We start from the raw sequence: 26,248 nt of genomic DNA on the forward strand, positions 1-26,248 counted from the left end.
AATTTAGGCGAGAGTTATGTCTGAAGATACGCCGAAGCAGGACGGACGCCTGCTCGAACTGCGCGATCGCATCGACAGTATCGACAGCGATATTGCAAAGCTGATTTCCGAGCGTGCCAATTGCGCGTTGGAAGTGGCAGAAGTGAAAAAGAGTAACGGCGAGAATGCGCTCTACTACCGTCCCGAGCGGGAGGCGCAGGTGCTGCGTCGGGCCATGGAGCGCAATCCGGGCCCGCTGACCGATGAAGAAATGGCGCGCCTGTTTCGCGAGATTATGTCCGCGTGCCTGGCATTGGAAGAGCCGATCAAGGTGGCTTATCTCGGCCCCGAAGGTACCTTTACTCAGCAGGCAGCACTGAAGCACTTTGGCCACTCCGCGGTTTCCAAGCCGCTGGCAGCCATTGACGAAGTATTCCGGGAAGTGGAAGCGGGCGCGGTCAATTACGGTGTGGTGCCGGTGGAGAATTCCACCGAGGGCGTAGTCAACCACACCCTGGATAATTTTATGACGTCCAACCTGCAGATCTGTGGGGAGGTGGAGCTGCGGATTCACCAGCACCTGATGATTTCCGACATCACTCGCAAGGACTCCATTACCCGTATCTACTCCCACGCGCAAAGCCTGGCCCAGTGCCGCAAATGGCTGGACTCCTATTATCCGAACGTTGAGCGCGTGGCGGTGGCGAGCAATGCGGAAGCGGCCAAGCGGGTTAAAGGTGAGTGGAATGCGGCGGCCATTGCCGGTGATATGGCGGCCGATCTCTACGGTCTCAAAATCCTGAATGAAAAGATTGAGGATCGTCCGGACAACTCTACCCGCTTCCTGATTATCGGCTCCCAAGCGGTGCCAGCCAGTGGTGATGACAAAACCTCGCTGATGGTTTCCATGCGCAACGAGCCGGGTGCGCTGCACGATCTGTTGGTGCCTTTCCAGCGTCACAACATTGATCTCACGCGGGTGGAAACCCGCCCAGCGCAGTCCGGTAACTGGACTTACGTATTCTTTATCGATTTCGTCGGTCACCGTGACAGTGACAATGTAGCGGCGGCGCTGAAAGAGGTGGGTGCCGGAGCATCCGACATGAAGGTGCTGGGTTCCTACCCGCGCGGAGTGCTGTAAATGTCGAGTGTCGGGCAGGAGGTCGAAAAGCCCGTCATAGGGCGTCTGGTGGTCGTCGGTATAGGTCTGATCGGTGGCAGCCTGGCGCTGGGGCTGAAGGCTGCCAGCGGCTGCCGTGAAGTGGTCGGTGTGGCGCGTCGGCCCCAGACCTGTGAGGAGGCGGTGGCCCTGGGCGTGGTCGACAGGGCGGTGACGGACATTGCGGAGGTGTTGCCGGAGCTGGAAGCGGGGGATGTTATTTTCGTCTCGGTGCCGACGCTTACGGTGGAGGCGGTGTTCGCGCAGTTGAAAGACCGGATTCCTGCGGGCGTCACCGTGACCGATGGCGCCAGTGTGAAGGGCAGTGTGGTGGCCGCTGCGGAAAAGGTCTGGGGGCAGGTGCCGGACTTCCTGGTGCCAGGGCATCCTATTGCCGGCTCCGAACAGAGCGGTGTGACCGCTGCGCGGGATGACCTGTATATTGCCCATCGCATAATTCTGACGCCGCTGGAAAATACAGCGCCTGAGCACGCCGAGCGGATACAGGCCATGTGGCAGGCGGTGGGCGCGGAAGTGCTGTCCATGCCGGTGGGGGAGCACGACGAAGTGCTTGCCGCCACCAGTCATCTGCCTCATGTCATTGCATTCGGGCTGGTGGATACCCTGGCCCACGATGCGGAAAACGAGAATATTTTTCGCTATGCCGCTGGCGGCTTTCGGGATTTTACCCGTATCGCTTCCAGTGACCCGGTTATGTGGCGGGACATCATGCTCGCCAACCGCGATGCGATCCTCAAATCCATCGATCTCTATACCTCCAATCTGGACTCTCTGCGCAGTGCCATTGCCAGCGGCGACAGCGAACATCTGATGGGGGTTTTTACCCGGGCCAAGGCGGCGCGGGATCATTTCACCAAAATGCTGGCCAAAAAAGCGTATACGGAAACTATGGAAGCGAAGGAAGTGATTTTTATTGCCCAGCCGGGCGGTGCAGTAAATGGCGATCTGCGAGTGCCGGGGGACAAATCCATGTCGCACCGCTCGATCATGCTCGGCTCTCTGGCCGAAGGTGTCACCGAGGTAGAAGGGTTCCTGGAAGGGGAAGACGCCCTGGCAACCCTGCAGTCGTTCCGTGATATGGGTGTCGTCATCGAGGGTCCGGTGAATGGTCGCGTTACCATTCATGGCGTGGGCATGCACGGCCTGCAGGCACCTCCTGGGCCTCTGTATGTGGGCAATTCCGGTACTTCCATGCGCCTGTTGGCGGGCCTGCTGGCCGGGCAGAAGTTCGACACCGTGTTAACCGGCGACGAGTCCCTGTCAAAGCGCCCCATGAACCGGGTTGCCAACCCGCTGCGCGACATGGGTGCCCAGGTGGGAACCGGTGAAGATGGCCGGCCGCCGCTCAAGATCAAGGGTGGCCAACAATTGAAAGCCATCGATTACACTTTGCCCATGGCGAGTGCGCAGGTGAAATCCTGTGTGCTGCTGGCGGGTCTCTACGCAGAAGGTGAGACCAGCACTACCGAGCCGGCGCCCACCCGCGATCACACCGAGCGGATGCTGGCGGGCTTTGGTTATGACGTGCAGCGCGACGGCCCTCGCGCCAGCCTCTCTGGTGGTGGCAAGTTGTCTGCCTGTCATATCGATGTACCCGCGGATATTTCATCGGCGACTTTCTTTATGGTGGCAGCCTCCATTGCCCCCGGATCCGATGTACTGTTGCAGCACGTGGGTATCAACCCCACCCGCGATGGCGCCATCAATATCCTGCGTGCCATGGGAGCGGACATTACCCTGGAGAATCAGCGCGAAGTGGGTGGCGAGCCAGTGGCGGATATCCGCGTGCGCTACGCGCCATTAAAAGGAATCAAGATTCCGGAAGACCAGGTGCCGCTGGCCATCGACGAATTTCCGGCCATCTTTGTGGCGGCGGCCTGTGCTGAAGGCGAGACAGTGCTCACTGGCGCCGAAGAACTGCGGGTCAAGGAGAGTGACCGTATCCAGGCCATGGCCGACGGTCTTAAAATTCTCGGAATCAACGCCGAACCGACGCCGGACGGCATCGTCATTCAGGGCAAGGGTGCCAGTGAGGGCGCGGTATTCGGTGGCGGTGAAGTCGATAGCCTCGGTGACCACCGCATTGCCATGTCGTTTTCCGTGGCGGCGCTGCGCGCGGGTGCGGATATCCGTATCCTGCACTGTGCCAATGTGGCGACGTCTTTCCCGAACTTTGCCGAGCTGGCCAATCGCGCCGGTATGCAGCTGGAAGTGCGCTGAGCGCGCTTCCTGTCTCCGTTCACCCTACAACTAACGTAAGCAGTATCACCGATTAGTTATGACTGAAGCAGCTAACCTGAACTCGCAACAGGCTCCCGTAATCACCATCGACGGCCCCAGTGGCTCCGGCAAGGGCACTATTGCCAAGTTACTGGCGGATTCCCTCGGGTATGAATTGCTGGACTCCGGCGCTCTCTACCGGTTGACCGCGCTCGCGGCACTCAATGGCGAGGTGGATCTCTCTGATGAGGCGCGTCTGGCAGAGATTGCCGGCAATCTGGATATCCGTTTTGCAGTGGCAAATGGTGAGGTGGCTGCCGTTCTGCAGGGTGTGGATGTGAGCCGGGATATCCGCATGGAGCGCGTGAGCATGGCGGCCTCCAAGGTGGCTGCGGTTCCTGTGGTGCGCGAGGCGCTGCTGCAGCGCCAGCGGGACTTTCGCCAGGCGCCGGGCCTGGTGGCTGACGGCCGCGATATGGGCACCACGGTTTTCCCTGACGCGCCGGTCAAGGTCTTTCTCACAGCCAGTGCGGAAGAGCGCGCCCGCCGCCGCTATGATCAGTTGCAGGGCAGGGGGGTTTCTGTTAGCCTCCGCGACCTGCTGAAGGACATCCGCGCCCGGGACGACCGGGATATGAACCGCGCAGCCTCCCCTTTGGCACCGGCAGAAGATGCTGTGGTGCTGGATAGTACGGACATCGGCATAAACGATGTTCTGCAAAAAGTGCTCGACCTGGTACATGAACGTATTCGTTGAGCCAGACTGAGAATCAGGTTCCAGAAAGTGGTTCCTAGGATTCAGTCCCTACAATTTGTTTTCTAACGACAGCGGCCGGGATCAGCCAGAATTGCCCGGCCGCTGTCGTAATCTAACCCGCGTACTGGCAGCGCGGCGGGGTCTGAGCTGAAGATTGACTAACTTATACAGTCATCCGCGGCCGGGCCTACCCATATAGGTATGAGTAATGACCGAGAACTTTGCTGAGTTATTTGAAGAGAGCTTGAAGAGTGTTGAGATGGCGCCTGGCGCTATCGTGACCGGCCTGGTAATCGACATCGATAAAGACTGGGTAACCGTACACGCGGGCCTGAAGTCTGAAGGTGTTATTCCGGCAGAGCAGTTCAAAAACGAAAAAGGCGAAGTCGATCTGCAGATCGGCGACGAAGTACAGGTTGCCCTGGAAGCTGTAGAAGATGGCTTCGGTGAAACCCGTCTGTCCCGCGAAAAAGCCAAGCGCGCTGAAGCTTGGAAAATCCTCGACGCTGCACACGCTGCAGACGAAGTGGTTAAGGGTGTTATCAGCGGCAAGGTTAAGGGTGGTTTCACCGTTGACGTGGCCAACATCCGCGCGTTCCTGCCTGGCTCTCTGGTAGATGTACGTCCGGTTCGCGACACCGCGCACCTGGAAGGCAAAGAGCTCGACTTTAAAGTGATCAAGCTGGACGCCAAGCGCAACAACGTTGTTGTTTCCCGTCGCGCCGTGATGGAAGCAGCCAACAGCGAAGAGCGTGAAGCCCTGCTGGCCAGCCTGCAAGAAGGCATGGCGATCAAAGGTATCGTGAAGAACCTGACCGACTACGGTGCTTTCGTAGATCTGGGCGGTATCGACGGCCTGCTGCACATCACCGACATGGCTTGGAAGCGCATCAAGCACCCGAGCGAGATCGTGAACGTTGGCGACGAGATCGACGTAAAAGTCCTGAAATTCGACCGCGAGCGCAGCCGTGTATCCCTGGGCCTGAAGCAACTGGGCGAAGATCCTTGGGTATCCATCAAGCAGCGTTACCCGGAAAACAGCCGCGTGAAAGCGGTTGTAACCAACCTGACCGACTACGGCTGCTTCGCCGAGCTGGAAGAAGGTGTGGAAGGTCTGGTACACGTTTCCGAAATGGATTGGACCAACAAGAACATTCACCCGTCCAAAGTTGTCAACGTTGGCGACGAGGTCGAGGTAATGATTCTTGATATCGACGAAGAGCGTCGTCGTATCTCCCTGGGTATCAAGCAGTGCCAGGAAAATCCGTGGGATGCCTTCGCGCGTAAATTCGCTAAAGGCGACAAGATCTCCGGTAAAATCAAGTCCATCACTGACTTCGGTATCTTCATTGGTCTGGACGGCAGCATCGACGGTCTGGTTCACCTGTCCGACATCTCCTGGAACGAAGCTGGCGAAGACGCCGTGCGTAAGTTCAAGAAAGGTGACGAGCTGGAAACCGTTATCCTGGGTATCGACTCCGACCGCGAGCGTATCTCCCTGGGTATCAAGCAGCTGGAATCCGATCCGTTCTCTGATTACGTAGCCACCAACGATCGCGGCAGCATCGTAATGGGTACCATCAAAGAAGTTGACGCCAAGCAGGCGATCATCACCCTGGCGGACGAAGTCGAAGGCGTACTGCGCGCTTCCGAAATCAGCCGCGACAAGGTTGAAGATGCTCGCAACGCCCTGAAAGAAGGCGAAGAAGTGGAGACCAAGATCACCAGCGTGGATCGCAAGAACCGCGTGATCAGCCTCTCCATCAAAGCCAAAGATCAGGACGATGAGAAGCAAGCCATCAAGGATCACAGCAAGAAGCAAGCTGAACAGGTTCAGCCGGCGACTATCGGTGACCTGATCAAGGCGCAAATGAATAACAAAGATTAATAATCTTCTGTTATCAAAAGCCTCGGATCGATGATCTGAGGCTATTCGAAAGCCGGACTGGGGTTGCTCAGTCCGGCTTTCTAGTAGATGATTGCCGCTATTCTAGAATAATCAATGACTTAGATAGGATTGCGGGGGCGCATGACCAAGTCTGAACTGATCGAGAAGATTGCTCTGAGGTTGGATCAGCTGCCGGTAAAGGATGTAGAGCTGGCGGTCAAAGTCATGCTGGACACCATGTCTGGTGTACTGGCTGAGGGCGAGCGAATAGAAATTCGCGGTTTTGGCAGTTTTTCTCTGCACTACCGCGCGCCGAGAACGGGGCGCAACCCCAAAACCGGTGACTCCGTGGAGCTGGCGGGCAAATACGTGCCGCACTTCAAGCCGGGAAAAGAGCTCAGGGATAGGGTAAATCAGCAGTTGAAACGGGATGCGCTGGAGAGTGCGTGATTGCCGAGCTGATTGCCGTGGGCTAACACTGTAACGGACTTATTGATTTTCACCCCTTCCGGGACCGGAGGTTTACTTGTCTTTTCTGCGCTGGATATCGCGACTGCTGTTCGGGGTGCTGGCCCTGGTGTGCTTGGCACTGGGTGTTTATTTCGCCGTGGATAACCCTGAAAGTATCACCCCGAGATTTGCCGGGTATGCACTGTTTCCGGGTAGTGTGGGCTTTTGGCTGATCGGCTTTTTACTGATAGGCGCGCTACTGGGGTTCCTTGCCAGCCTGCTGCCATATTACACCGAGCGCCACAGAGTCAAAGGGTTGGAGCGACAGTTACTGCGTACCGAGCGCGAGCTGCAGACTGTGCGCCGCCAGGTTGCCGGAGACTGAGTTGAGCGACCTGACGTTTTTCTTCTTCATTTTTGCGGCTATTGCCATAGGTTGGTACCTGGGGCGCAAGAGCGGCAAAAAGAAAGGTGCCAAAAACAATCAGCACCAGGCGCTGGCGCAGTCCTATGCGCAGGGCCTCAATTACCTCCTCAGTGAGCGTCACAATGACGCCATCGAAAAATTTATTGATGCGCTGGAAGTTAGCAGCGCGACCTTCGACACGCACCTGGCGCTCGGCAACCTGCTGCGCAAGCGGGGCGAGCACGACCAGGCCATTCGCGTCCATCAGAACCTTCTCGCGCGCCCAAGTCTTAACCGGATCAGTCAGCAGAAAGCGCAGCTTGAGCTGGCACGGGATTATATCGCCGCCGGTTGGTTAGACCGGGCAGAGCGCCTGCTGCAGGAGCTGGTGGAAACGTCTTCCGAACTGCGCAGTACCAGCCTGGAGTACCTGGTTGAGGTATATCGGGATGAACGCGAGTGGGCCAAGGCCATTCATGCGGTCAACCTGCTACACGGGCGCCGTTTCAAACGTCTGCCAGGGGAGTGGGCGCCAGTGCAGGCACACTTCTGCTGCGAGCTGGCGGAAGAAGCCATTAACGGCAAGGATTACCTGAGTGCGCGCAAGCATATTGACGCTGCGCTCAATTACGATCGCCACTCGGTGCGTGCCAACCTGTTGCTTGGGCGGCTCGAGTATCTGCTGGGGCGACCCCAGGAGGGTATCAAGGTACTCGAGCGGGTACCCAAGCAAAATCCGGATTACATCCCGGAAATCCTGGAGCTGCTGATCACCTGCTATGACGCTGTTGGTGACGAGCGTGGACTGGAACGCTACCTGGAAAACCTGCTCAAGGAGCACCCTTCCAATAGCGTATTGATTGCGTTGACCGAGCGTATTCACCAGCAACAGAGTGAAGCCGAAGCGGCGGCATTTTTAGGCAAGCAGCTTGCGCTGCGACCGTCGCTGCGGGGGCTTGGGCATTTCCTAAACTTGCATATCGACACGACTCAGGGGCGCGCCAGAGAAAACCTGTTTCTGCTGAAAAACCTGATCGATCAACTGATTGCCAGCCGTCCCCATTACCGCTGCAACAATTGCGGTTTTTCCGGCAATCAACTCCATTGGCTGTGCCCCAGCTGCAAGCGTTGGGACAGTGTGCGCTCGGTAAAAGGTATTGAGGGCGAGTAAGCCCCGGCCCTGCCGCAAGCCCGTTTCATCCATTCTGATACTTGAGGTGTTCCTTGACTGACTCCGTTCTCTCTCCGGTAATTGTGGCGCTGGACTACGATAGTGCCGAAGCCGCACTCGCGATGGCAGCCCAGCTGGACCCGGCGGTTTGCCGGGTAAAAGTAGGTAAAGAGCTGTTTACGATCGCGGGGCCGGACCTGGTTCGCCGGTTGGTGGCGGACGGATTTGAGGTGTTTCTGGATCTGAAGTTTCACGATATCCCGAATACCGTGGCGGCGGCGGTAAAGGCTGCGGCAAACCTGGGTGTTTGGATGGTGAATGTGCATGCCAGTGGTGGAGAGCGGATGATGCGGGCGGCGGCAGATGTGCTGGCACCGCTCGGGGACAAGCGTCCGCTGCTGATCGGAGTGACGGTCTTAACTAGTACCGCGGAAGACGAGCTGGCACCGGTTGGTGTCAGTCGGCCTCTGAAAGAGCAGGTTGTCGCACTGGCCGAGCTGGCAAAAAGCAGTGGTCTGGACGGGGTGGTCTGTTCGGCGCAGGAGGCGGAAACGCTCAAGCAGGCATGCGGCAGTGAGTTTGCCCTGGTAACTCCGGGAATCCGCCCGGTCGGGTCTGCTGCCGGAGATCAGCGTAGGATCGTGACCCCGGTAGATGCCCTGAAAAATGGCTCCGACTATCTGGTAATTGGCCGCCCGATTACCGGAGCAGAGAAGCCCGCTGAGGCGCTCAAGGCCATTGTCGATGACATCCTGAATCACGCTAGTTGAGACGCTGGTGTAGAACCTGCGCACCATATAGCCTGGTGGCGTCAGTGCTGTAATAGTGTGTAATGGCCAAAGGCTTAAAAGTTTCGGAATAACTGGTAAAGTCGATGGCGCTTGGGGAGGTTTGTGGTCCCATGGAGTGAAGACCAAAACAAACAAAAAGGATTTTGCAATGAAACATATTCGAACTCTTCTTGCCACTGTATTCGCAATTTCGCTGCTGTTGACCAATGTGCAACTGGCGGCCGCGGAAGATCAGGTCGCAGAGGCGCAGCTGCAGCTGGTCAACCTGAATACAGCTTCGGCGGAGGAACTGTCGGAAGTGCTCGAAGGCGTAGGGCCGGCCAGGGCCGAGCTGATCGTGCAGTACCGGGAGCAGAATGGAAATTTCTCCAGTGTTGAACAGCTGTTGGAGATCAAGGGGATAGGGGTTGCAACACTGGAGAAGAACAAAGATCGGATCCAGTTGTAACCAGGATATCGAAACAGCGCCTTAGGGCGCTGTTTTTTTAGTGGTTCGGATAGTGGTCCTGATAGCAGTTCTGTTAGCAGTTCTGTTAGTAGCCCCGGGGCGAGCGTTCAATGTCGACCGGATCAAAGTTTAGAGGAATATTGTTCGCAGTATGCGGTGGGTGATTATAGGTAGTTCCGGGTATATCGGTTCTGCGTTGTGCCGGTATCTGGTGCAGCGCGGTGAATCCGTACTTTCCATTTCTCGCCGACTGGCCGGGCCGGAAGGCTGCCAGCACCTGCAGATCGGCCAATTTCAAGGGCCCGCTTTTACGCAAGCTTTCCAGGCTGGAGACCGGGTTGTCTATGCGGCAGGTATCTCTTCAATTCGCGCGTGCAGAAAAAATCCTGCGCAGGCTGAGGCCCTGAATTGTGACTTGCCAGTGGCGCTTCTTCCGATTGCTGCCGCGGCTGGAGCTGAAAGCTTTCTGTACCTCTCCAGTGTCAAAGCGCTGAGCCCCCCCAGTGGGCTTGTTGCGGGGGAAAATGATGGCATCCCCGCACTGGATCCCTACGGGCAAAGCAAGTGGCGTGCTGAGCAGCGGTTGCTATCGGTTGAATACCCCTGTCGGGTAAATATTTTAAGACCTGCGGCGGTTTACGGTGATTACCAGCCGGAAGGCGGTGGGATTGAAGGCAAAGTTGGTAAAGGTTCCCTGGAGAGTGATGCTCAGGAGGTCTCTCCTGCGCCAAGCAGCAAGCGGACATTTTTATGGAAGCGCCGACTGACACGCTGGGGGCGGTTGCTGCCGTGGCTGCCGGCAACGGGCTACCGCAGTTTCGTGGCGCTCGAAGATCTGCTGTCGGCCATTATTTTGATTGAAGGTGGGCGCCGCGATAGAGAAACGTTTATTGCTGCGGAACCCGGCTACTACAACCTGAGCCTGATCGGCAGTGCGGCCAGCGGGGTCTGTATAAAAAACAGCCGCCCACTTGGTAAAATATTGCTGTTTCCTTTTAAGTTGTTGTCACTAGTGGGAATAAAGGCAGGCGTGCTTGAGGTGGAGAGGAGCGAGCTTTATAGTGCTGGGCGGCTGAAGTCATTGCTCAATTGGCAGCCGAAGAGACGCTATGGTCAATTCCTGCGGGGGCTTTGATGGGGGGTATCATGCATTGGTGGTTACCGGTGGCAACAGGTATTGCAGTTACGCTGATTGTGCTGCGGTTGCTACTGTTTCGGCTGCGCCAGTTGGCTCTGGACGTCCCTAACCATCGCTCTCTGCACGATACTCCCGTTCCCAGAACTGGTGGTTGGGCCGTGCTGGTAGGCGTATTTTCCGGCGTGATAGTGAGCCAGGTGCCGCTATCCATTGGCACTCTATTTGCTTTTCTTATGTTGCTGGCGGTTTCCCTGGTGGATGACCTGCGCTCAGTGAGTGCTAGACTTCGCTTTTCTGTTCAGATTTTGTCCGTTTCGTTGCTGCTATATTCAATGGCGCCGGAGTTTTCGCACTGGTTGTTGTGGCCGGTATTGATCATTGCCGGTGTCTGGGTGGTAAACCTCTACAACTTTATGGATGGTATGGACGGCTTTGCCGGCAGCATGAGCGGAATCGGGTTTGCCACCCTGGGAGCCATCTGTGTGCTGCAGGAGGCTGCTGCACTGGCCGGAATCTGTTTTCTGGTTGCCGCCAGTACACTTGTATTCCTGTACTACAATTGGCCTCAGGCGCGTATTTTCCTGGGGGATGCTGGCTCAACGGTTATCGGGCTGGGTGTTTTTGCCGTTGGTATCACTGGCTGGCAGCAGGGGATTTTCAGTCCGCTGGTTCCGTTGTTGATATTTTCGCCATTTTGGCTGGATGCCACTACGACCCTTGTGGGGCGGGTGCTGAAAGGGGAGCGCTGGTGGGAGGCGCATCGACAGCATTTGTATCAGCGAATGGCGCTGAAGTACGGGGTTAAAAAGTCACTTTTTATTGAGCTGATCGCGATGCTTTGCACATCAGCGGCGGCGTTGTTACTGGTAGTATCCGGATTGATGTAATGGGGTCCATTGGAAGGTTTTGGTAAATCTGGGTTTGGAGTGGGTCAGTAAGATCCAGCAACGGATTACTTTGGGGGTTTGGTGAAGCGCTTTTATAAAGTCGCACAGAAGAACTACAAGCCGGTGTTGATGCTGGGCTATGACCTGCTAATGCTCACGGCGGCATTCCTTTTGGCAATGACCATCCGCTTTAATGGGGCCGGCCTGGTTACCGAGAAGGCGATGGCTTTGTGCCTGGGAATGACACTGATATCCAGCAGTTTCATCTTCCTTCGCCTGGGCCTGTACCGCACTGTGATCCGCTATATGGGGCAGCAGGCGATCATCGCTGTTCTCCAGGGGGTAACCGCCTCGGCGGTGGTGCTCGCTGTGGCGTCCTACCTTACCTATGCCGGTGTTCCGCGCTCGGTGCCCGTCATTTACTGGTGTTTTGCGCTGATTACGGTCGGTGGCTCCCGCTGGCTGGTGCGTGTCTATTACCAGATGGCCCTGGAAATCCACAAAACCCGAGTGGCGATTTACGGTGCGGGTACCGCTGGACTGCAGCTGTACAAGGGGCTGATTCACGGCGAAATGTACAAAACGGTGGCCTTCTTTGACGACAACGCGTCCAAGCAGAACACGCTGATTGATGGCGTGCTGGTGTATAGCCCGGCCAATATCCTCGAAGTGATTGCGGAGCGGGATATCTCCGAGATCCTGCTGGCCATGCCCGGGGTGCCGAAGCGCCGCCGTCGTGAGATCACCCGAAGTCTGCGGGAGCGGGGTGTCGTGGTGAAAGTCATTCCGGGTATGGAAGAGCTGGTGGACAGTGCCGGCCGGGTCTCCGATATTTCCCAGATCTACGAAAACATTCTCGGCCGCGCTCCCGTTGAGCCACAGAAGCGGTTGATCTCCGCCTCTATCGCCGGCAAGGTGGTGCTTATCACCGGTGCGGGAGGCTCCATTGGTTCTGAGCTTTGTCGTCAGATCATTCAGTGGGAGCCAGCCCAGCTGATCATGCTCGAGGCTTCCGAATTCTCCCTGTACCAGATTGAGCGTGAGCTCCGGCAGCAGCAGCTGGATGAAAATCTTCAGGTGGAAGTGACAGCGCTGTTAGGCGATGTGCGCAATCGCACACGCGTGGCGGAAATCATCGGTTCATTTAATGTCCACACCATCTATCACGCGGCGGCTTACAAGCATGTGCCGCTGGTAGAGCAGAACGTGGTGGTCGGTGCGGAAAATAACGTACTGGGTACCCTGTCTGTGCTTGAGGCGGCAGAGGCGTTCGGTGTCGAGCAGTTTGTTCTGGTGTCTACCGACAAGGCCGTGCGTCCTACCAATGTTATGGGTGCCACCAAGCGCCTGGCAGAGCTGGTCTGCCAGGACTTTGGGCGACGTTTTGGGCGCACCCGGGTATGTATGGTGCGATTTGGTAACGTGCTGGGCTCGTCCGGCTCGGTGATTCCGCTGTTTACCGATCAGATTAACGCGGGCGGTCCGGTAACCGTGACACACCCCAAGGTGACCCGCTTCTTTATGACCATCCCGGAGGCGGCGCAGTTGGTACTGCAGGCCGGTAGCATGGGGCGCAAGGGTGAGGTGTTTGTTCTGGATATGGGGGAGCCGGTCCGGATTCTGGATATCGCGCGCCGCCTGATTCAGATAATGGGCCACACCGTGCGGGATGATGCCAACCCCGATGGCGACATCGAAATCCAGATCAGCGGCCTGCGTCCCGGCGAAAAGCTTTATGAAGAGCTGTTGCTGGGGGATAAAGTGGCCGGCACCGATCACCCCATGATTATGCGTGCGGAAGAAGAGCGTCTGCCCAGTGATCAGCTGCAGCTGTTTATTGGTGAGTTGCGAGAGGCCTGCTCGCGACAGGATGCTGAGGGGGTCCATCGCCTGTTGGTTGAGGCGGTCAAGGATTACACGCCGAAGCAGTGCCTGATGGATACTGTATGGGTTCAGTCTTCGGAAGTGACGGTGGATGAGATGCCAATTGCGGCGCGGGGTGCGGAGGTCAAGCGATTGCCAACGCCTTCTGGTGGTAGGGTGCGGCGCATAACGGGCGAGATGCCGGAGGTCTAGTGTCGCGGCCAGCGAGGTTCGCGATTCGAATCTTTATTGTCTGAGTGCAAAAGCCCTGCGTACCCCGCGGGGCTTTTAGTTTGCCTTCTGGCTTGTCTTTTTGGGTCAGTGCGGATTCTTCTGGCGGATTGCTTGCGTCGACGGCTGGTGTAGAAAAAGAAAAACCCCGGACCTTTTCAGGTGCGGGGTTTTCTTTATTTGGCTCCGCCTGCTGGGCTCGAACCAGCGACCCAATGATTAACAGTCATTTGCTCTACCAACTGAGCTAAGGCGGAATTTTGGTTGGGCACTTTTGGTGGGGCGCCCGGAAGAGCATAGCTCTAAATAAAAACCCCGTAGCTATCGAAAGCTTCGGGGTTTTTGAATTTGGCTCCGCCTGCTGGGCTCGAACCAGCGACCCAATGATTAACAGTCATTTGCTCTACCAACTGAGCTAAGGCGGAACTGTATATCTGATCGGTATTGAAATGCCGTCCCGGTCAGATGGCGCGTATCTTATAGAGCACCCCATATCAGGTCAACCCCTTTGTCTAAAATTAACCCTTTGATTTTGCAGTGTTTATTTTCTCGCCGTTGTGTTTTGAGTGCGACGTCATTTGTTCCCTGGTGGCGTGTGCGCCTACAATTTCCCAATCCCGCCTATTGGGAGTGTGTAACGATAATCAATGGGTAAGAAGTCTATGGAACAGCGCCCGGAGCCGCGCCCGTTTGAAGTGGCAAGTAAATATGAGCCAGCAGGTGACCAGCCAGCCGCAATCGAATCTCTGGTCGAGGGGATTGAAGATGGTCTTGCCCATCAGACTCTACTAGGTGTGACCGGATCAGGTAAAACGTTCACCATGGCCAACGTGATCGCGCGACTGCAGCGGCCAGCAATTGTGATGGCGCACAATAAAACACTGGCGGCGCAGTTGTATGGGGAGCTAAAGGAGTTCTTCCCGAAAAACGCGGTGGAGTACTTCGTCTCCTATTACGACTACTACCAGCCGGAAGCCTATGTGCCTTCGTCCGATACCTTTATCGAGAAGGATGCCTCGGTCAATGAGCATATCGAGCAGATGCGCCTGTCGGCCACCAAGGCGCTGATTGAGCGTAAGGACGTGATTGTGGTGGCCACCGTCTCAGCCATTTACGGCCTGGGTGACCCGGACAAGTACCTGAAGATGGTGTTGCACCTGGATCGCGGCGATATCGTCGATCAGCGCACCATACTGCGTCGCCTGGCAGAGTTGCAGTACACCCGCAACGACGCGGATTTTCGCCGGGCAACCTACCGGGTGCGCGGGGATATCATCGATATTTACCCGGCGGACTCCGACCTGGAGGCGGTGCGGCTCTCGCTATTCGATGAAGAGATCGAGCAGATCACGCTATTCGATCCGCTGACCGGTGAGGTGTTACACAAGGTGCCCCGCATCACGATTTTCCCCAAATCGCATTATGTGACCCCTCGGGAAACCATTGTCGAGGCGATCGACAAGATCAAGGATGAGTTGAAAGACCGCCTGGAGCAGTTGCGTGACAACAGCAAGCTGCTGGAGGCGCAGCGCCTGGAGCAGCGTACCCGCTATGACCTGGAGATGATGCAGGAGCTCGGTTACTGCAATGGGGTAGAAAACTATTCCCGCTACTTGTCCGGACGCGACCCGGGTCAGCCGCCCCCCACGCTGTTCGACTATCTGCCACATGATGCGCTGCTGTTCATTGATGAGAGCCACGTAACCGTGCCGCAAATAGGCGGTATGTACCGTGGTGACCGCTCCCGCAAAGAAACACTGGTTGAATACGGTTTTCGACTGCCGTCGGCGCTGGATAACCGTCCGCTCAAGTTTGAAGAGTGGGAGGGTTTGTCGCCGCAGACGATTTTTGTTTCTGCGACTCCGGGCAAATACGAGGCGGAACACGCCGGTGCAGTGGTGGAGCAGGTGGTTCGCCCGACGGGCCTCGTTGACCCTGGGGTGGAGGTGCGGCCGGCAGCGACGCAGGTGGACGATACCTTGTCCGAAATTCGTCGCTGTGTCGATGCGGGTCAGCGCGTGCTGATCACGGTGTTGACCAAGCGTATGGCAGAGGATCTGACCGAGTACCTGAGTGAAAACGGCGTCCGGGTGCGCTACCTGCATTCGGATATCGATACTGTGGAGCGAGTGGAGATCATTCGCGACCTGCGCATTGGCGAATTTGATGTGCTGGTGGGGATCAACCTTTTGCGAGAAGGCCTGGATATGCCTGAGGTTTCTCTGGTGGCAATCTTTGATGCGGACAAAGAGGGCTTCCTGCGATCGGACCGCTCGCTGATTCAGACCATCGGTCGCGCGGCGCGGAACCTTGAAGGGCGCGCAATTCTATACGCGGACAAAATTACCGACTCCATGCGGCGGGCACTGGATGAGACCCAGCGTCGCCGCGAGAAACAGCTGGCGCACAATGCTGAGCACGGTATTACGCCAAAAGGTATCTTCAAAAGCGTCGCCGACATCATGGAAGGTGCGATTGCGCCTGGGGTTCCGGCGCGCGGGCGGCGCAAGGTGGCAGAGAAGGGTGGCACCTACAAGGCTGACCAGGAGCCGCTTACTGACCAGCAGCGATGGGCGCGTATCGAGGCGCTGGAGGAACAAATGTATGCCCACGCGAAAAACCTGGAATTTGAAGCCGCTGCCAAATTGCGTGATGAAATATCCCAGCTCAAGGAAGTCGGTTAACCAAAAGCGCGGGGCGGGCGCTTGATGACCGCCCTGGTTGCGGCATGTCGCCAGCCCGATTACGGCATATCTTCAAATAGAAGCTTGATGCCGGTGCTCCAGGATCGGCGCAGGCGATTGAAATATTCATCATCCTCTTCGATTCGCTCCATGCTGAGTTCCAGTGAATCATTGCGGTACACCGCAATATCCAGCGGCATGCCCACGGACAGGTTTGAGTGCATGGTGGAATCGAAGGAAATCAGTGCACATTTTACCGCCTGATTCAGGCCTATGTCGTGGTGGATGATCCTATCCAGGATGGGTTTCCCGTACTTGCTTTCACCGATTTGAAGGTAAGGGGTGTCATCTGTCGCTTCGATGAAATTACCCTCAGGGTAAATGTGGAAGAGGCGCGTTTCCCCATCGCGTATCTGCCCGCCAAAAAGAATATGGCAGCCAAAATCCACGCCGGCATTCTGTTGCCCCTGGGCATTGTGGGAAATGATCGATTTCAGCTGTTGGCCAATCAGCTCCGCGGCGCGAAACGGACTGCTAACAGTAAACAGGTTTGGTTCCTCGTCCTCGGTAATCTGGGTCTGTAGCTGGTTGACCAGGTTCTGGGAAGTGGCGAGATTGCCCGAGGTGAGGAGGGTAAAGCTGCGTTCGCCAGGCTGCTGAAAAAAGTGCATTTTGCGAAAGCTGGCAATCTGATCGACCCCGGCATTGGTGCGGGTGTCAGATGCAAAAATCAGCCCCTCTTTTAATCGCATGGCAATACAGTACGTCATGGCATTCCTGTGCGCGTGTTGTGCGCTGGAAAGGTAGCACCTGCCGGAAGGCTTGTCATGATTTCGTTCACTGCTGCGCCTGTTGCTGTTCTTGCTGTTGCTCTTGTTCCTTGCGCTGAGCTGCGCGGCGGTCCATTTGGTCCACCAGGGCGTAGGTGCGCATATTTTCTGCCCCACCTCCCCAGCGAACCCCGCGTACTGGTGAAGCGTCCAGATAATCAATCCCGTGTGCCAGTTTCAGGTGGTGATTGGTTGTCGCGAGGCCGTTGCTTACATCGAAGCTGTGCCAGGCGTCTTCAATCCAGGCCTCCGCCCAGGCGTGGCTGGCGATATGCTGGTCGTCTCCTGCGTGGACATAGCCGCTGACGTAGCGCGCGGGAATGCCGAGCCAGCGGCAGCAAGCGATGAAAATATGGCTGTGATCCTGACATACACCAAACCCCTGGGCGAAGGCATCGGCGGCACTGCTTTGTGCGTGTGTCATGCCGCTGCGGTAGGGGATACGCTCGAGTAGTGCCGGCATTAATTCCATCAGCTGTTGGCGGCTGGCATTTCCGCCTTTGCCGGCGGGGTGGAAAGTTCGCGCAAACTCACGCATCGCATCGCTGGTTTCAGTGAGTGGAGAGGTGCGTAGAAAAACTTCCGGTGGAACCTGGTCGTTATTTTCGGGTTGTTCGTCTTCGTTGATTTCCGCAGTGCCCTGGGCGCGAATGGTAATGCCCCTGTGTGGCTGGTCCACGGTGCAAACGTGCAATACATTCCCGTAAGTGTCTCGAGTGCGGTAAACGCTGCCCGGCGCATCCAGTTGCCAATGCAGGATTCGCTGGCCGGCAGAGGGCTGAGGTGTCAGTCGCAGATATTGGATACTGTGGGTGACCTCAGTGTCGTAAGAGAAGTCGGTGACGTGGTCAATGCTCAGTTTCATGGCTTCATGCACCCTCCCAGTAGCTGCGGTGAATTTCTTCACCGATCGTGTGAATGCGCCGTAGCAGATCGTTCAGGTAGTCGTGCAGTCCGAAGTGGGTGATGAAGTCCACTTCGCCGTACTCCAGTCGCGCTTGCAGTTCGGCGCACAGGCGTTTTGCAGCCAGTCCCTGATCGCCTTCAATGGCGGTCAGCTGGCTCATCAGCGAGCCGATGCAATAGCGCAGTGAGCGCGGTAATTCGGCCGACAGAATAAGAAGCTCGGTGACATTGCGGGTACTGAGGCCGCCGGTATATTTCACGTGATAGGCTTCGTAGGCTCCCAGACTCTGCAATAGCGCGTTCCATTGATAAAAATCGATGGCGTGATTGCTGTTGTGCTGGGACTCCATTACCTCGAGCTTTACCCGGAGAATGCGCGCGGTGTTGTCTGCCCGCTCAATAAAAGTTCCCAGGCGCATAAAGTGGAAGACATTGTTGTGCAGCATGGTGCCGTAGGCGGCGCCGCGGAATTCATGGGAGCGCTGTTTGATCCAGTCAATCAGGCTTTTCGCGCCCTCGTGGCTAATGCCGCGCTGACGGCGGTGGCGCAGTTCCAGCCAGGTGGCGTTGATACTTTCCCAGGCTTCCGAAGAGAGCTTGTCGCGCACGCTGTGGGCGTTGTCGCGGGCGGATTGAATGCAGCTGAATATCGAACCCTCATTACTTTCGTCAAACAGGAAAAACTCCAGCAACGTTTCGGCGTTTAGCTGTGGATAGCATTCTCTGAACTGGTCCAGGCGACCGGTGATGGTCAGTGGTGCCAGTAGTTCCTGCTGGCCGCCCTTGGAGTTTGGCATCAATGACATGTTGTGGCTGACATCCAACAGGCGAGTGAGATTTTCTGCTCGCTCGAGGCTGCGCGCCATCCAGTAAATACTATTGGCAGTGCGGCTCAGCATGGGGCGTCCTCCAGTACCCAGGTATCTTTAGTTCCTCCACCCTGGGAAGAGTTGACTACCAGTGACCCTTCGCGCAGTGCAACCCTGGTGAGTCCGCCGGGTACCAGTTTTATTTCGTTACCGCTTAGTACAAAGGGTCTCAGGTCGATATGTCGCGGAGCAATTCCTTCGTTCACCATGGTTGGGCAGGTGGAGAGGCACAGGGTTGGTTGCGCGATGTAATTGGCTGGATTGCTACGCAATAGTTGGCGGAATTTGTCCAGCTCCTCGCGACCTGCCTTGGGGCCGATCAGCATGCCGTAGCCACCGGCACCGTGCACCTCTTTCACCACCAGTTCCTCAAGATGGTCCAGTACGTAAGTCAGGTCTTCTTGCCGGCGGCACACCCAAGTGGGCACGTTATTGAGGATGGGTTCTTCATCCAGGTAAAAGCGGATCATGTCCGGTACATAAGGGTAAATGGACTTGTCATCTGCGACGCCAGTGCCCAGTGCATTGGCAAGGATGACGTTTCCATCGCGGTAGGCGGAGAGCAGGCCCGGCACCCCGAGCATGGAATTCTGGTTGAAGGCCAGTGGATCGAGAAATGCATCGTCGATGCGTCGGTATATGACATGCACCTGGCGCGGTCCGGTAGTGGTGCGCATATAAACGCAGCCGTAGCGCACAAAAAGGTCGGCGCCTTCCACCAGGGGAACGCCCATCTGTTGCGCGAGAAAGGCGTGCTCGAAGAAGGCGCTGTTGTATCTGCCGGGGGTCAGCACCACCACGCATGGACTGTCTGCATCGCTGGCACTTTGCAGGGTCTCCAGGAGCAGGTTGGGGTAGTGCTCCACCGGCGCTACGTTTTGCGTCAGAAACAGTTCAGGAAACAGGCGCATCATCATCTTGCGATTTTCCAGCATATAGGAGACACCGGAGGGTGTGCGCAAGTTGTCTTCCAGTACAAAATATTCGCCACTGTTGTCACGAATCAGGTCGACGCCGGTAATCGGTATGTAGTTGTGTCCGGGCAGGTCGACACCGAGCATTGCCGTCTGAAATTGTTGATTGGTCAGGACCTGTTCAGTGGGGATGATGCCTGCGCGGAGGATTTCCTGGTCGTGATAGATGTCGTGCAGGAACCGGTTCAGGGCGGTAACCCGCTGGCGTACGCCGAGCTCGAGCTGGTTCCATTCTGAGGCGGGAATAATGCGGGGGATGAGGTCAAAGGGAATCAGGCGCTCAGTACCTTCTTCTTCCCCGTAAACATTGAAGGTAATTCCGAACCGACGGAACAGGGTGTCGGCCTCTCGCCGCTTCTGTTCCAGGGAGGCGTCCGGCGTATTCTCAAGCCATTGAAAGTAGGCTTGATAATGCGGGTGAACCCCTTCGCTACTCAGCATCTCATCGTAAAGGTGGGGTGCGGGTTGTTCGATTGCTGTCATCCATGTGTTCCCGTTTTATTTTTATAGGCGTGCACCTGTTGAGTTAGCAAGCACCGTGCCAGTGCCTGTGTGCCAGAGCGGGGCGCGCCCCTGCACAACGCTGGGGTGGGCGTTGTAACTGGCGACGTTTATTTTGGTTGCTGCGGGGAGGGGAGCGAAAATGGGGCGGTCGTGCGTGGAGTTGCGACGGCTCGCCCCAATGAGGGGATGAGTCAGGCGAAAGAGTGTATCGCCTAACGGGATTGGGTGCCGGGTGTCGGCAGTGGATCTGCAGGGGCCGCCGGTGCCTTTTTGCTGCCGGTAACTTTTTTCATTAGCAGCAGGCTGCCGATGATGATGGCCATTCCCGCAAGGTGGTAGGCGGAGAAGGGTTCGCCAAGCACCATTGCCCCGGCAATCAGGGTGATCACGGGCCCGGATGTACCAATGGCACCGGTGTTCGCCGAGCCAATCTGTTGAATGGCTGCGCTCATCATCAGCGATGGCAGCACTGTGCACAGGAAGGCCACTGTCAGTGCATACCCGTACACCGGCCATGGCTGGTGAATTCGGCTCCAGTCCGCCTGTGCCACGAAGTGCAGTCCGATGGCTGCACTCGCCGCCATCATGGCCAGGGCGGTAAATTGGCGGCTGCCGAGCTGTCGGATCACACCCTCGCTGAATGCCACATAGATGGAAAAACTGAGGGCGCTGCCGAACGTAAGAATGGCCCCCCAGCTGATGGGGTCCAGCGTCACCCAGCCTGGCGGCAGGGCGCCCGTGCTGAAATCCTGATCCTGCCAGTAAATCAGCAGGATTCCTGCGTAAGCAATAAAAATGCACAGCAACTGTCCGCCGGATATCGGCTTGCGCAGGAAGCACCAGCCCAGAAGCAGCACCAGCGTTGGGTAGAGATAGATAATCAGGCGCTCAAAGTTGGCGCTGATATAGCGCAGTCCGTGCAGGTCGAGCAGGCTTGCCAGGTAGTAGCTGCAAAGTCCCAGCGCGATCGAAATTATCAGGTTGCGACGGCTGACCGGGCGCCAGGCCTTTTGCTGTTTCAGTAGCAGCAGGATGGCCAGGTAAAACGGCAGTGCCATTGCCATGCGCAGCAGGATAAAAGTTTCCACGTCGACGCCGTGACGATAGGCCAGCTTGACGAAAATGGCTTTGATGGAGAAAAGGGCGGCGGCGCCCAGGGCCAGTAGAAATCCACTGCTGCTATTGAGGGTAATACTCATAAAATCCTTCTGATACCGCGGGGTGAGGCTGGATCGACTTGCTGGTGGCCTCGGAGCTGCGTCCTGCAGTCGGGCCAAGATACCCCAAGTGCTTGATTGGCGGAAATATTTTTCTGGTTTGAGCAGTTGAAAAGCCAAAAAGCCGGTGCTAAAGTTCGCCTCCTTCGCAGCGGGGCCTGTCTCTTGGATTAACCCCAGTCTGCAACTCTATAGACCCATAGCTCAGTTGGTTAGAGCGCTGCCTTGACATGGCAGAGGTCAGCAGTTCGAGTCTGCTTGGGTCTACCAATTTCTTGCGAGCTTTTTCTTCTATCCTGATCTGGCTCGCTCCGGGCTCAAGCCCAAGCTTCACACTCTGTGAATCACGCGGTCTTTCGTAGGGATCGCCACTGAAACAAAAAGGAAGAACAATGCCTGTTGTTACCCTCCCTGACGGTTCCCGTCGCGAATTCTCCAATCCGGTTTCCGTATTCGATGTTGCCAACGATATTGGCGCGGGTCTGGCCAAAGCCGCTTTGGCTGGTGTGGTCGACGGTAAGGAAGTGGATACCAGTTTTGTAATCGATCACGACGCCGAGCTGGCGATTGTGACCGATCGCCAGCCGGAAGGGCTGGAAGTTATCCGTCACTCCACCGCGCACCTGCTGGCCCAAGCGGTCAAGCAGTTGTATCCGGGTGCCCAGGTCACCATTGGCCCGGTCATCGATGACGGCTTCTACTACGATTTCGCCTACGAGCGACAGTTCACGCCGGAAGATCTCGAAAAGATCGAAAAGCGCATGGAAGAACTGGCCAAGGAAGATATTCCGGTCAGTCGCCGCCTGTTGCCGCGCGACGACGCGGTCAAATACTTCCGTGAGCTGGGTGAAGAGTACAAGGCGGAAATCATCGCCAGTATTCCCACTAACGAAGATATTTCCCTGTATCGCCAGGGCGACTTTGAAGACCTGTGCCGTGGCCCCCATGTGCCGTCTACCGGCAAGCTGAAGGCCTTCAAGCTGACCAAGGTGGCCGGCGCCTACTGGCGTGGCGATGCCAAAAACGAAATGCTGACCCGTGTTTACGGTACTGCCTGGGCCAACAAGAAGGAGCTCAAGGCGTATCTGCACCGTATCGCGGAAGCGGAAAAGCGGGATCACCGCAAGCTGGCGAAGAAGTTCGACCTGTTCCATATTCAGGAAGAAGCGCCGGGCATGGTGTTCTGGCACCCGAATGGCTGGACCGTGTACAGCACTGTTGAGCAGTACATGCGCGAGCGTCAGCGCGAGCGTGGCTACAAAGAGATCAAGACCCCGCAGCTGGTGGACTTCTCTCTGTGGCAGAAATCCGGTCACGCCGACAAGTTCGGCGACGACATGTTTACCCTGACCAGTGAAGAGCGCCAGTTCGCCATCAAGCCCATGAACTGCCCCTGCCACGTGCAGGTGTTCAACCAGGGGCTGCGCAGCTACCGCGATCTGCCCCTGCGTCTGGCGGAGTTCGGCTCCTGTCACCGCAGTGAGCCGTCCGGCTCTCTGCACGGCCTGATGCGTGTGCGCGGCTTTGTGCAGGACGATGGCCACATCTTTTGTACCGAAGACCAGATTCAGTCCGAAGTGTCCGAATTCATGGATCTGCTGCACGCGGTCTATAAAGATTTCGGCTTCGAGGAAGTGATCTATCGTCTATCTACCCGCCCTGAACAGCGTGTGGGTTCCGACGAAAGCTGGGACAAGGCCGAGAAGGCGCTGGCAGACGCGCTGAACGCGGCGGAACTGCCGTGGGAAGAGCTGCCGGGCGAGGGCGCTTTCTACGGGCCCAAGATCGAGTTCTCCCTGAAGGATTGCCTCGGCCGTGTATGGCAGTGTGGCACCATTCAGGTGGATTTCTCCATGCCGGGCCGCCTGGATGCCCAGTATGTAGCGGAAGATGGCTCGCGCCAGACCCCGGTAATGCTGCACCGTGCGACTCTCGGGTCCTTCGAGCGCTTCATCGGTATCCTGATCGAGAACTACGAAGGGGCCTTCCCGGCATGGCTGGCTCCCCAGCAGGTTGCAGTGCTGAATATCACTGACCGCCAGTCCGAATACTGTCGTGACCTGGAGGGCAAGTTGGGTGCCGAAGGCTTCCGTGCAGCGGCCGACTTGAGAAACGAGAAGATCGGCTTTAAAATCCGCGAGCACACGCTACAGCGTGTCCCTTATCTGCTGGTAATCGGCGATAAGGAAGTGGAAAGCCAGACGGTCGCCGTGCGAACACGCAGCGGTGAGGATCTCGGAACCATGACTTATGAGTCATTCCTTGAGCTCCTCCGCCAGGATGTGGATCGCCGCGGCCGTTCGTCTATTGCGGGCGCAGCTGAATAAGCGCCCCAATAGCTTTTATTAGTAACCGGAGACGAGTGTTATTAAACGAGATATGAAAGGAAAGTCCAAGAAGGCCCGTATCAACGATCAGATCGAAGCGTCTGAGCTGCGACTGATTGGTGCGGATGGTGAGCAGGTAGGTATTGTTACTCTGGAAGATGCGCTGGAAGCGGCACAAAAGGCCAGCCTGGATCTCGTTGAAATTGCCTCGGACTCCGATCCCATTGTCTGTAAGATCATGGACTATGGTAAGCACATTTTTGAGGCCAAGAAGGCCAAAAATGCGGCTAAAAAGAAACAAAAGCAGCAGCAGATCAAGGAAATGAAGTTCCGTCCCGGTACCGATATCGGCGACTACCAGATCAAACTGCGCAACCTGACCCGCTTCCTGGAAGCCGGGGATAAGGCAAAAGTATCCCTGCGCTTCCGCGGCCGCGAAATGGCCCACCAGGAGCTGGGAATGGAAATGATGCAGCGCATCGAGAAAGATCTCGAGGAGCTGGGTGTTGTGGAGCAGCGGCCGAAAATGGAAGGCCGTCAGATGATCATGGTCATTGCTCCCAGCAAAAAGAAAAAGTAAGGCGTAGGGTTAACCCTGCACCTTCTTTTCGGGATGTGGTCGGGCGACGGCTGCCTTCTCACTCCCGCATAGTCACAGGCCCCGGCCTGCGGCCAATTAACTAAGCCCATTCGTGGGTCATTATTTACTTTGGAGTACAAAATGCCGAAAGCAAAAGTACACAGTGGCGCTGCCAAGCGCTTCAAGAAGACGGCTTCGGGCTACAAGCACAAGCACGCGAACAAGAGCCACATCCTCACCAAGATGACCACCAAGCGTAAGCGTCAGCTGCGCGGCACTCAGCTTATGAATAAGTCTGATGCCGGTTTGGTCGATCGTATGCTGCGCGCCAAGTAATTGGCTGCACACGTAAAGTTTTAAGAGGATATTGATATGGCCCGTGTAAAACGTGGTGTAGTGGCGCGTCGCAGTCACAAGAAAATTCTGAAGCAGGCTAAAGGTTACTACGGTGCGCGTTCGCGCGTATTCCGCGTAGCCAAGCAGGCAGTCATCAAAGCTGGTCAGTACGCTTACCGCGACCGTCGCGTTAAGAAGCGTAACTTCCGCGCTCTGTGGATCACGCGTATCAACGCGCAGTCCCGCGCTGAAGGCCTGAGCTACAGCCGACTGATTGCTGGCCTGAAGAAGGCAGATATCGCTCTGGATCGCCGTGTTCTGGCTGATCTGGCGGTATACGATAAAGCCGCTTTTGCTGCCGTAGTTGAAAAAGCCAAGGCAGCCCTGGCAGCTTAATCAGCGCCTGCAGTACAAGTCGACCCGTAAGGGTTGGCTTATGCATTAAAAATAGGGAAGGGCTGTTTGGCTCTTCCCTATTTTTTTATCTGCTTTGCAAGAATTCTGAATACATCCGTCGGCTACGATTTCTCAGCTTCCGTCGGGTGCGTAAAAAAAATTATTAGTTGTCACTCATCGATCAGAACGAGAAGGTTTCAATGCAAGAATTGCAATCCCTCACCAAACAGGCACTGGCGCTGGTAGAAGAGGCCAGTGACCTGGCGGCACTGGATCAGGTGCGGGTGGATTACCTGGGTAAGAAAGGCCCGCTCACCGCACTGCTGAAAGGCCTCGGCAAACTGTCTGCCGAAGAGCGCCCGGCCGCGGGAGCCAAAATCAATGAAGCCAAGCAGCAGGTTCAGGCCGCCATCAATGTACGTCGCGAAGCGATGGAAAAGGCTGCCATTGAAGAAAAGCTTGCCAAGGAAACCATCGACGTTACCTTGCCGGGCCGTGGTGAAGAGCAGGGCAGCATGCACCCCATCACCCGCACCCTGCGCCGTATTGAAGAAATCTTCCAGCGTCTCGGCTTCTCAGTAGAGCAGGGCCCGGAAGTTGAAGGTGACTACTACAACTTCGAAGCGTTGAATATTCCCGCGCACCATCCCGCGCGTGCGATGCACGATACTTTCTATATCGATCCGACCACGGTACTGCGTACCCACACCTCCTCAGTGCAGATCCGCACCATGGAGAAGAAGAATCCGCCCCTGCGTATCATCTGCCCGGGCCGCGTTTACCGCTGTGATTCCGATGTGACGCACTCGCCCATGTTCCACCAGGTAGAAGGTCTGGTGATCGATGAAGGCGTGAGCTTCGCGCACCTGAAAGGCTGTATCGACCAGTTCCTCAAGGCCTTCTTTGAAGCGGACGTGCCGGTGCGTTTCCGTCCGTCTTACTTCCCGTTCACCGAGCCCTCGGCAGAGGCCGACATCCAGTGCACCAACTGTGGCGGCGAAGGCTGTCGCGTTTGTTCCGGTACCGGCTGGCTGGAAATTCTCGGTTGCGGCATGGTGCACCCGAATGTATTCGCGTCCTGTGATATCGACAGCGAAAAATACTCCGGCTTTGCCTTCGGCCTGGGTGTCGAACGCATGGCCATGCTGCGCTATGGCGTGAACGACCTGCGCCTGTTCTTCGATAACGACCTGCGTTTTCTCAAGCAGTTCTAATC

23 protein-coding genes and 3 tRNA genes are annotated in these 26,248 nt (G+C 56.6%); 19 read left to right on the forward strand and 7 right to left on the reverse strand.

Features of this window, described 5'->3' with window-relative positions; translation table 11 throughout:
- The first annotated feature begins 16 nt into the window (after nt 1–16).
- The 12 genes from pheA (at nt 17) to GRX76_RS10680 (ending at nt 13,391) form a co-directional block, all read left to right on the forward strand.
- A complete protein-coding gene (pheA, locus tag GRX76_RS10625) occupies nt 17–1,120 on the forward strand; it encodes a prephenate dehydratase (protein WP_160153284.1) in 1,104 nt (367 codons plus the stop codon).
- On the forward strand, nt 1,121–3,379 hold the full coding sequence (locus GRX76_RS10630; protein WP_160153285.1) for a bifunctional prephenate dehydrogenase/3-phosphoshikimate 1-carboxyvinyltransferase: 2,259 nt from the start codon (nt 1,121–1,123) through the stop codon (nt 3,377–3,379). It abuts the gene before it with no gap.
- A 58-nt stretch (nt 3,380–3,437) separates the two neighbouring features.
- On the forward strand, nt 3,438–4,136 hold the full coding sequence (gene cmk / locus GRX76_RS10635) for a (d)CMP kinase (RefSeq protein WP_160153286.1): 699 nt from the start codon (nt 3,438–3,440) through the stop codon (nt 4,134–4,136).
- Between the two features lie 208 nt (nt 4,137–4,344).
- Nucleotides 4,345–6,024, forward strand: coding sequence for a 30S ribosomal protein S1 (gene rpsA, locus GRX76_RS10640; protein ID WP_160153287.1), 1,680 nt, complete (start codon nt 4,345–4,347; stop codon nt 6,022–6,024).
- A gap of 141 nt (nt 6,025–6,165) precedes the next feature.
- Nucleotides 6,166–6,474, forward strand: a complete 309-nt coding sequence (ihfB, locus tag GRX76_RS10645; RefSeq protein ID WP_160153288.1) for an integration host factor subunit beta — start codon at nt 6,166–6,168, stop codon at nt 6,472–6,474.
- A gap of 76 nt (nt 6,475–6,550) precedes the next feature.
- A complete protein-coding gene (locus GRX76_RS10650; RefSeq protein WP_236250323.1) occupies nt 6,551–6,859 on the forward strand; it encodes a LapA family protein in 309 nt (102 codons plus the stop codon).
- 1 nt (nt 6,860) lies between these two features.
- Complete coding sequence (gene lapB / locus GRX76_RS10655) at nt 6,861–8,051, forward strand: lipopolysaccharide assembly protein LapB (protein ID WP_160153289.1); 1,191 nt, start codon at nt 6,861–6,863, stop codon at nt 8,049–8,051.
- Between the two features lie 53 nt (nt 8,052–8,104).
- Nucleotides 8,105–8,821, forward strand: coding sequence for an orotidine-5'-phosphate decarboxylase (gene pyrF, locus GRX76_RS10660; RefSeq protein ID WP_160153290.1), 717 nt, complete (start codon nt 8,105–8,107; stop codon nt 8,819–8,821).
- Between the two features lie 169 nt (nt 8,822–8,990).
- Entirely contained in the window at nt 8,991–9,290 is a 300-nt protein-coding gene (locus GRX76_RS10665; RefSeq protein ID WP_160153291.1) for a ComEA family DNA-binding protein, read from the forward strand.
- Nucleotides 9,291–9,441: 151 nt separating this feature from the next.
- Complete coding sequence (locus tag GRX76_RS10670) at nt 9,442–10,425, forward strand: NAD(P)-dependent oxidoreductase (RefSeq protein ID WP_255461797.1); 984 nt, start codon at nt 9,442–9,444, stop codon at nt 10,423–10,425.
- A gap of 11 nt (nt 10,426–10,436) precedes the next feature.
- The gene (locus GRX76_RS10675) at nt 10,437–11,315 is read left to right on the forward strand and encodes a glycosyltransferase family 4 protein (RefSeq protein ID WP_160153293.1); all 879 of its coding nucleotides are present in this window, start codon (nt 10,437–10,439) and stop codon (nt 11,313–11,315) included.
- A gap of 81 nt (nt 11,316–11,396) precedes the next feature.
- Nucleotides 11,397–13,391 carry a nucleoside-diphosphate sugar epimerase/dehydratase gene (locus GRX76_RS10680; RefSeq protein WP_160153294.1) on the forward strand — a complete coding sequence of 665 codons (1,995 nt, stop codon included), beginning with the start codon at nt 11,397–11,399 and terminating at the stop codon, nt 13,389–13,391.
- Nucleotides 13,392–13,590: 199 nt separating this feature from the next.
- Here the strand turns inward: GRX76_RS10680 and GRX76_RS10685 are convergent.
- Both GRX76_RS10685 and GRX76_RS10690 read right to left on the reverse strand, forming a co-directional pair.
- Nucleotides 13,591–13,666: transfer RNA gene (locus GRX76_RS10685), tRNA-Asn, on the reverse strand.
- A gap of 92 nt (nt 13,667–13,758) precedes the next feature.
- Nucleotides 13,759–13,834: transfer RNA gene (locus tag GRX76_RS10690), tRNA-Asn, on the reverse strand.
- Nucleotides 13,835–14,056: 222 nt separating this feature from the next.
- Between GRX76_RS10690 and uvrB the strand changes: the two genes are divergently transcribed.
- Nucleotides 14,057–16,093 (forward strand): excinuclease ABC subunit UvrB, encoded by a 2,037-nt coding sequence (gene uvrB / locus GRX76_RS10695; RefSeq protein ID WP_305075849.1) that lies wholly within the window; start codon nt 14,057–14,059, stop codon nt 16,091–16,093.
- 59 nt (nt 16,094–16,152) lie between these two features.
- On the opposite strand, the gene GRX76_RS10700 is transcribed toward uvrB, so the two are convergent.
- The 5 genes from GRX76_RS10700 to GRX76_RS10720 all read right to left on the reverse strand — a co-directional run bounded on the left by GRX76_RS10700 (nt 16,153) and on the right by GRX76_RS10720 (nt 21,375).
- Entirely contained in the window at nt 16,153–16,863 is a 711-nt protein-coding gene (locus GRX76_RS10700) for a peptidase (RefSeq protein WP_160153295.1), read from the reverse strand.
- Between the two features lie 67 nt (nt 16,864–16,930).
- Nucleotides 16,931–17,788, reverse strand: coding sequence for a transglutaminase family protein (locus GRX76_RS10705; protein ID WP_160153296.1), 858 nt, complete (start codon nt 17,786–17,788; stop codon nt 16,931–16,933).
- A 4-nt stretch (nt 17,789–17,792) separates the two neighbouring features.
- Nucleotides 17,793–18,728, reverse strand: a complete 936-nt coding sequence (locus GRX76_RS10710; RefSeq protein ID WP_160153297.1) for an alpha-E domain-containing protein — start codon at nt 18,726–18,728, stop codon at nt 17,793–17,795.
- Nucleotides 18,722–20,155 (reverse strand): circularly permuted type 2 ATP-grasp protein, encoded by a 1,434-nt coding sequence (locus GRX76_RS10715; RefSeq protein ID WP_160153298.1) that lies wholly within the window; start codon nt 20,153–20,155, stop codon nt 18,722–18,724. The genes GRX76_RS10710 and GRX76_RS10715 overlap by 7 nt, the downstream gene beginning before the upstream one ends.
- 233 nt (nt 20,156–20,388) lie before the next feature.
- Nucleotides 20,389–21,375 (reverse strand): DMT family transporter, encoded by a 987-nt coding sequence (locus GRX76_RS10720; RefSeq protein WP_160153299.1) that lies wholly within the window; start codon nt 21,373–21,375, stop codon nt 20,389–20,391.
- A gap of 211 nt (nt 21,376–21,586) precedes the next feature.
- Here GRX76_RS10720 and GRX76_RS10725 point away from each other — a divergent pair.
- From GRX76_RS10725 to pheS, 6 genes are all read left to right on the forward strand, one after another.
- Nucleotides 21,587–21,663 (forward strand) — tRNA-Val (locus GRX76_RS10725).
- A 122-nt stretch (nt 21,664–21,785) separates the two neighbouring features.
- On the forward strand, nt 21,786–23,720 hold the full coding sequence (thrS, locus tag GRX76_RS10730) for a threonine--tRNA ligase (RefSeq protein WP_160153300.1): 1,935 nt from the start codon (nt 21,786–21,788) through the stop codon (nt 23,718–23,720).
- A gap of 52 nt (nt 23,721–23,772) precedes the next feature.
- Entirely contained in the window at nt 23,773–24,300 is a 528-nt protein-coding gene (infC, locus tag GRX76_RS10735; protein WP_160153301.1) for a translation initiation factor IF-3, read from the forward strand.
- A gap of 141 nt (nt 24,301–24,441) precedes the next feature.
- Nucleotides 24,442–24,636: a 50S ribosomal protein L35 gene (gene rpmI / locus GRX76_RS10740; RefSeq protein WP_160153302.1), complete on the forward strand. Its 195-nt coding sequence runs from the start codon at nt 24,442–24,444 to the stop codon at nt 24,634–24,636.
- Nucleotides 24,637–24,672: 36 nt separating this feature from the next.
- A complete protein-coding gene (gene rplT, locus GRX76_RS10745) occupies nt 24,673–25,032 on the forward strand; it encodes a 50S ribosomal protein L20 (RefSeq protein WP_010131381.1) in 360 nt (119 codons plus the stop codon).
- Nucleotides 25,033–25,232: 200 nt separating this feature from the next.
- Nucleotides 25,233–26,246, forward strand: a complete 1,014-nt coding sequence (gene pheS, locus GRX76_RS10750) for a phenylalanine--tRNA ligase subunit alpha (protein ID WP_160153303.1) — start codon at nt 25,233–25,235, stop codon at nt 26,244–26,246.
- Nucleotides 26,247–26,248: the final 2 nt, after the last annotated feature.

Source organism: Microbulbifer sp. ALW1, assembly GCF_009903625.1.
GTDB lineage: Bacteria > Pseudomonadota > Gammaproteobacteria > Pseudomonadales > Cellvibrionaceae > Microbulbifer.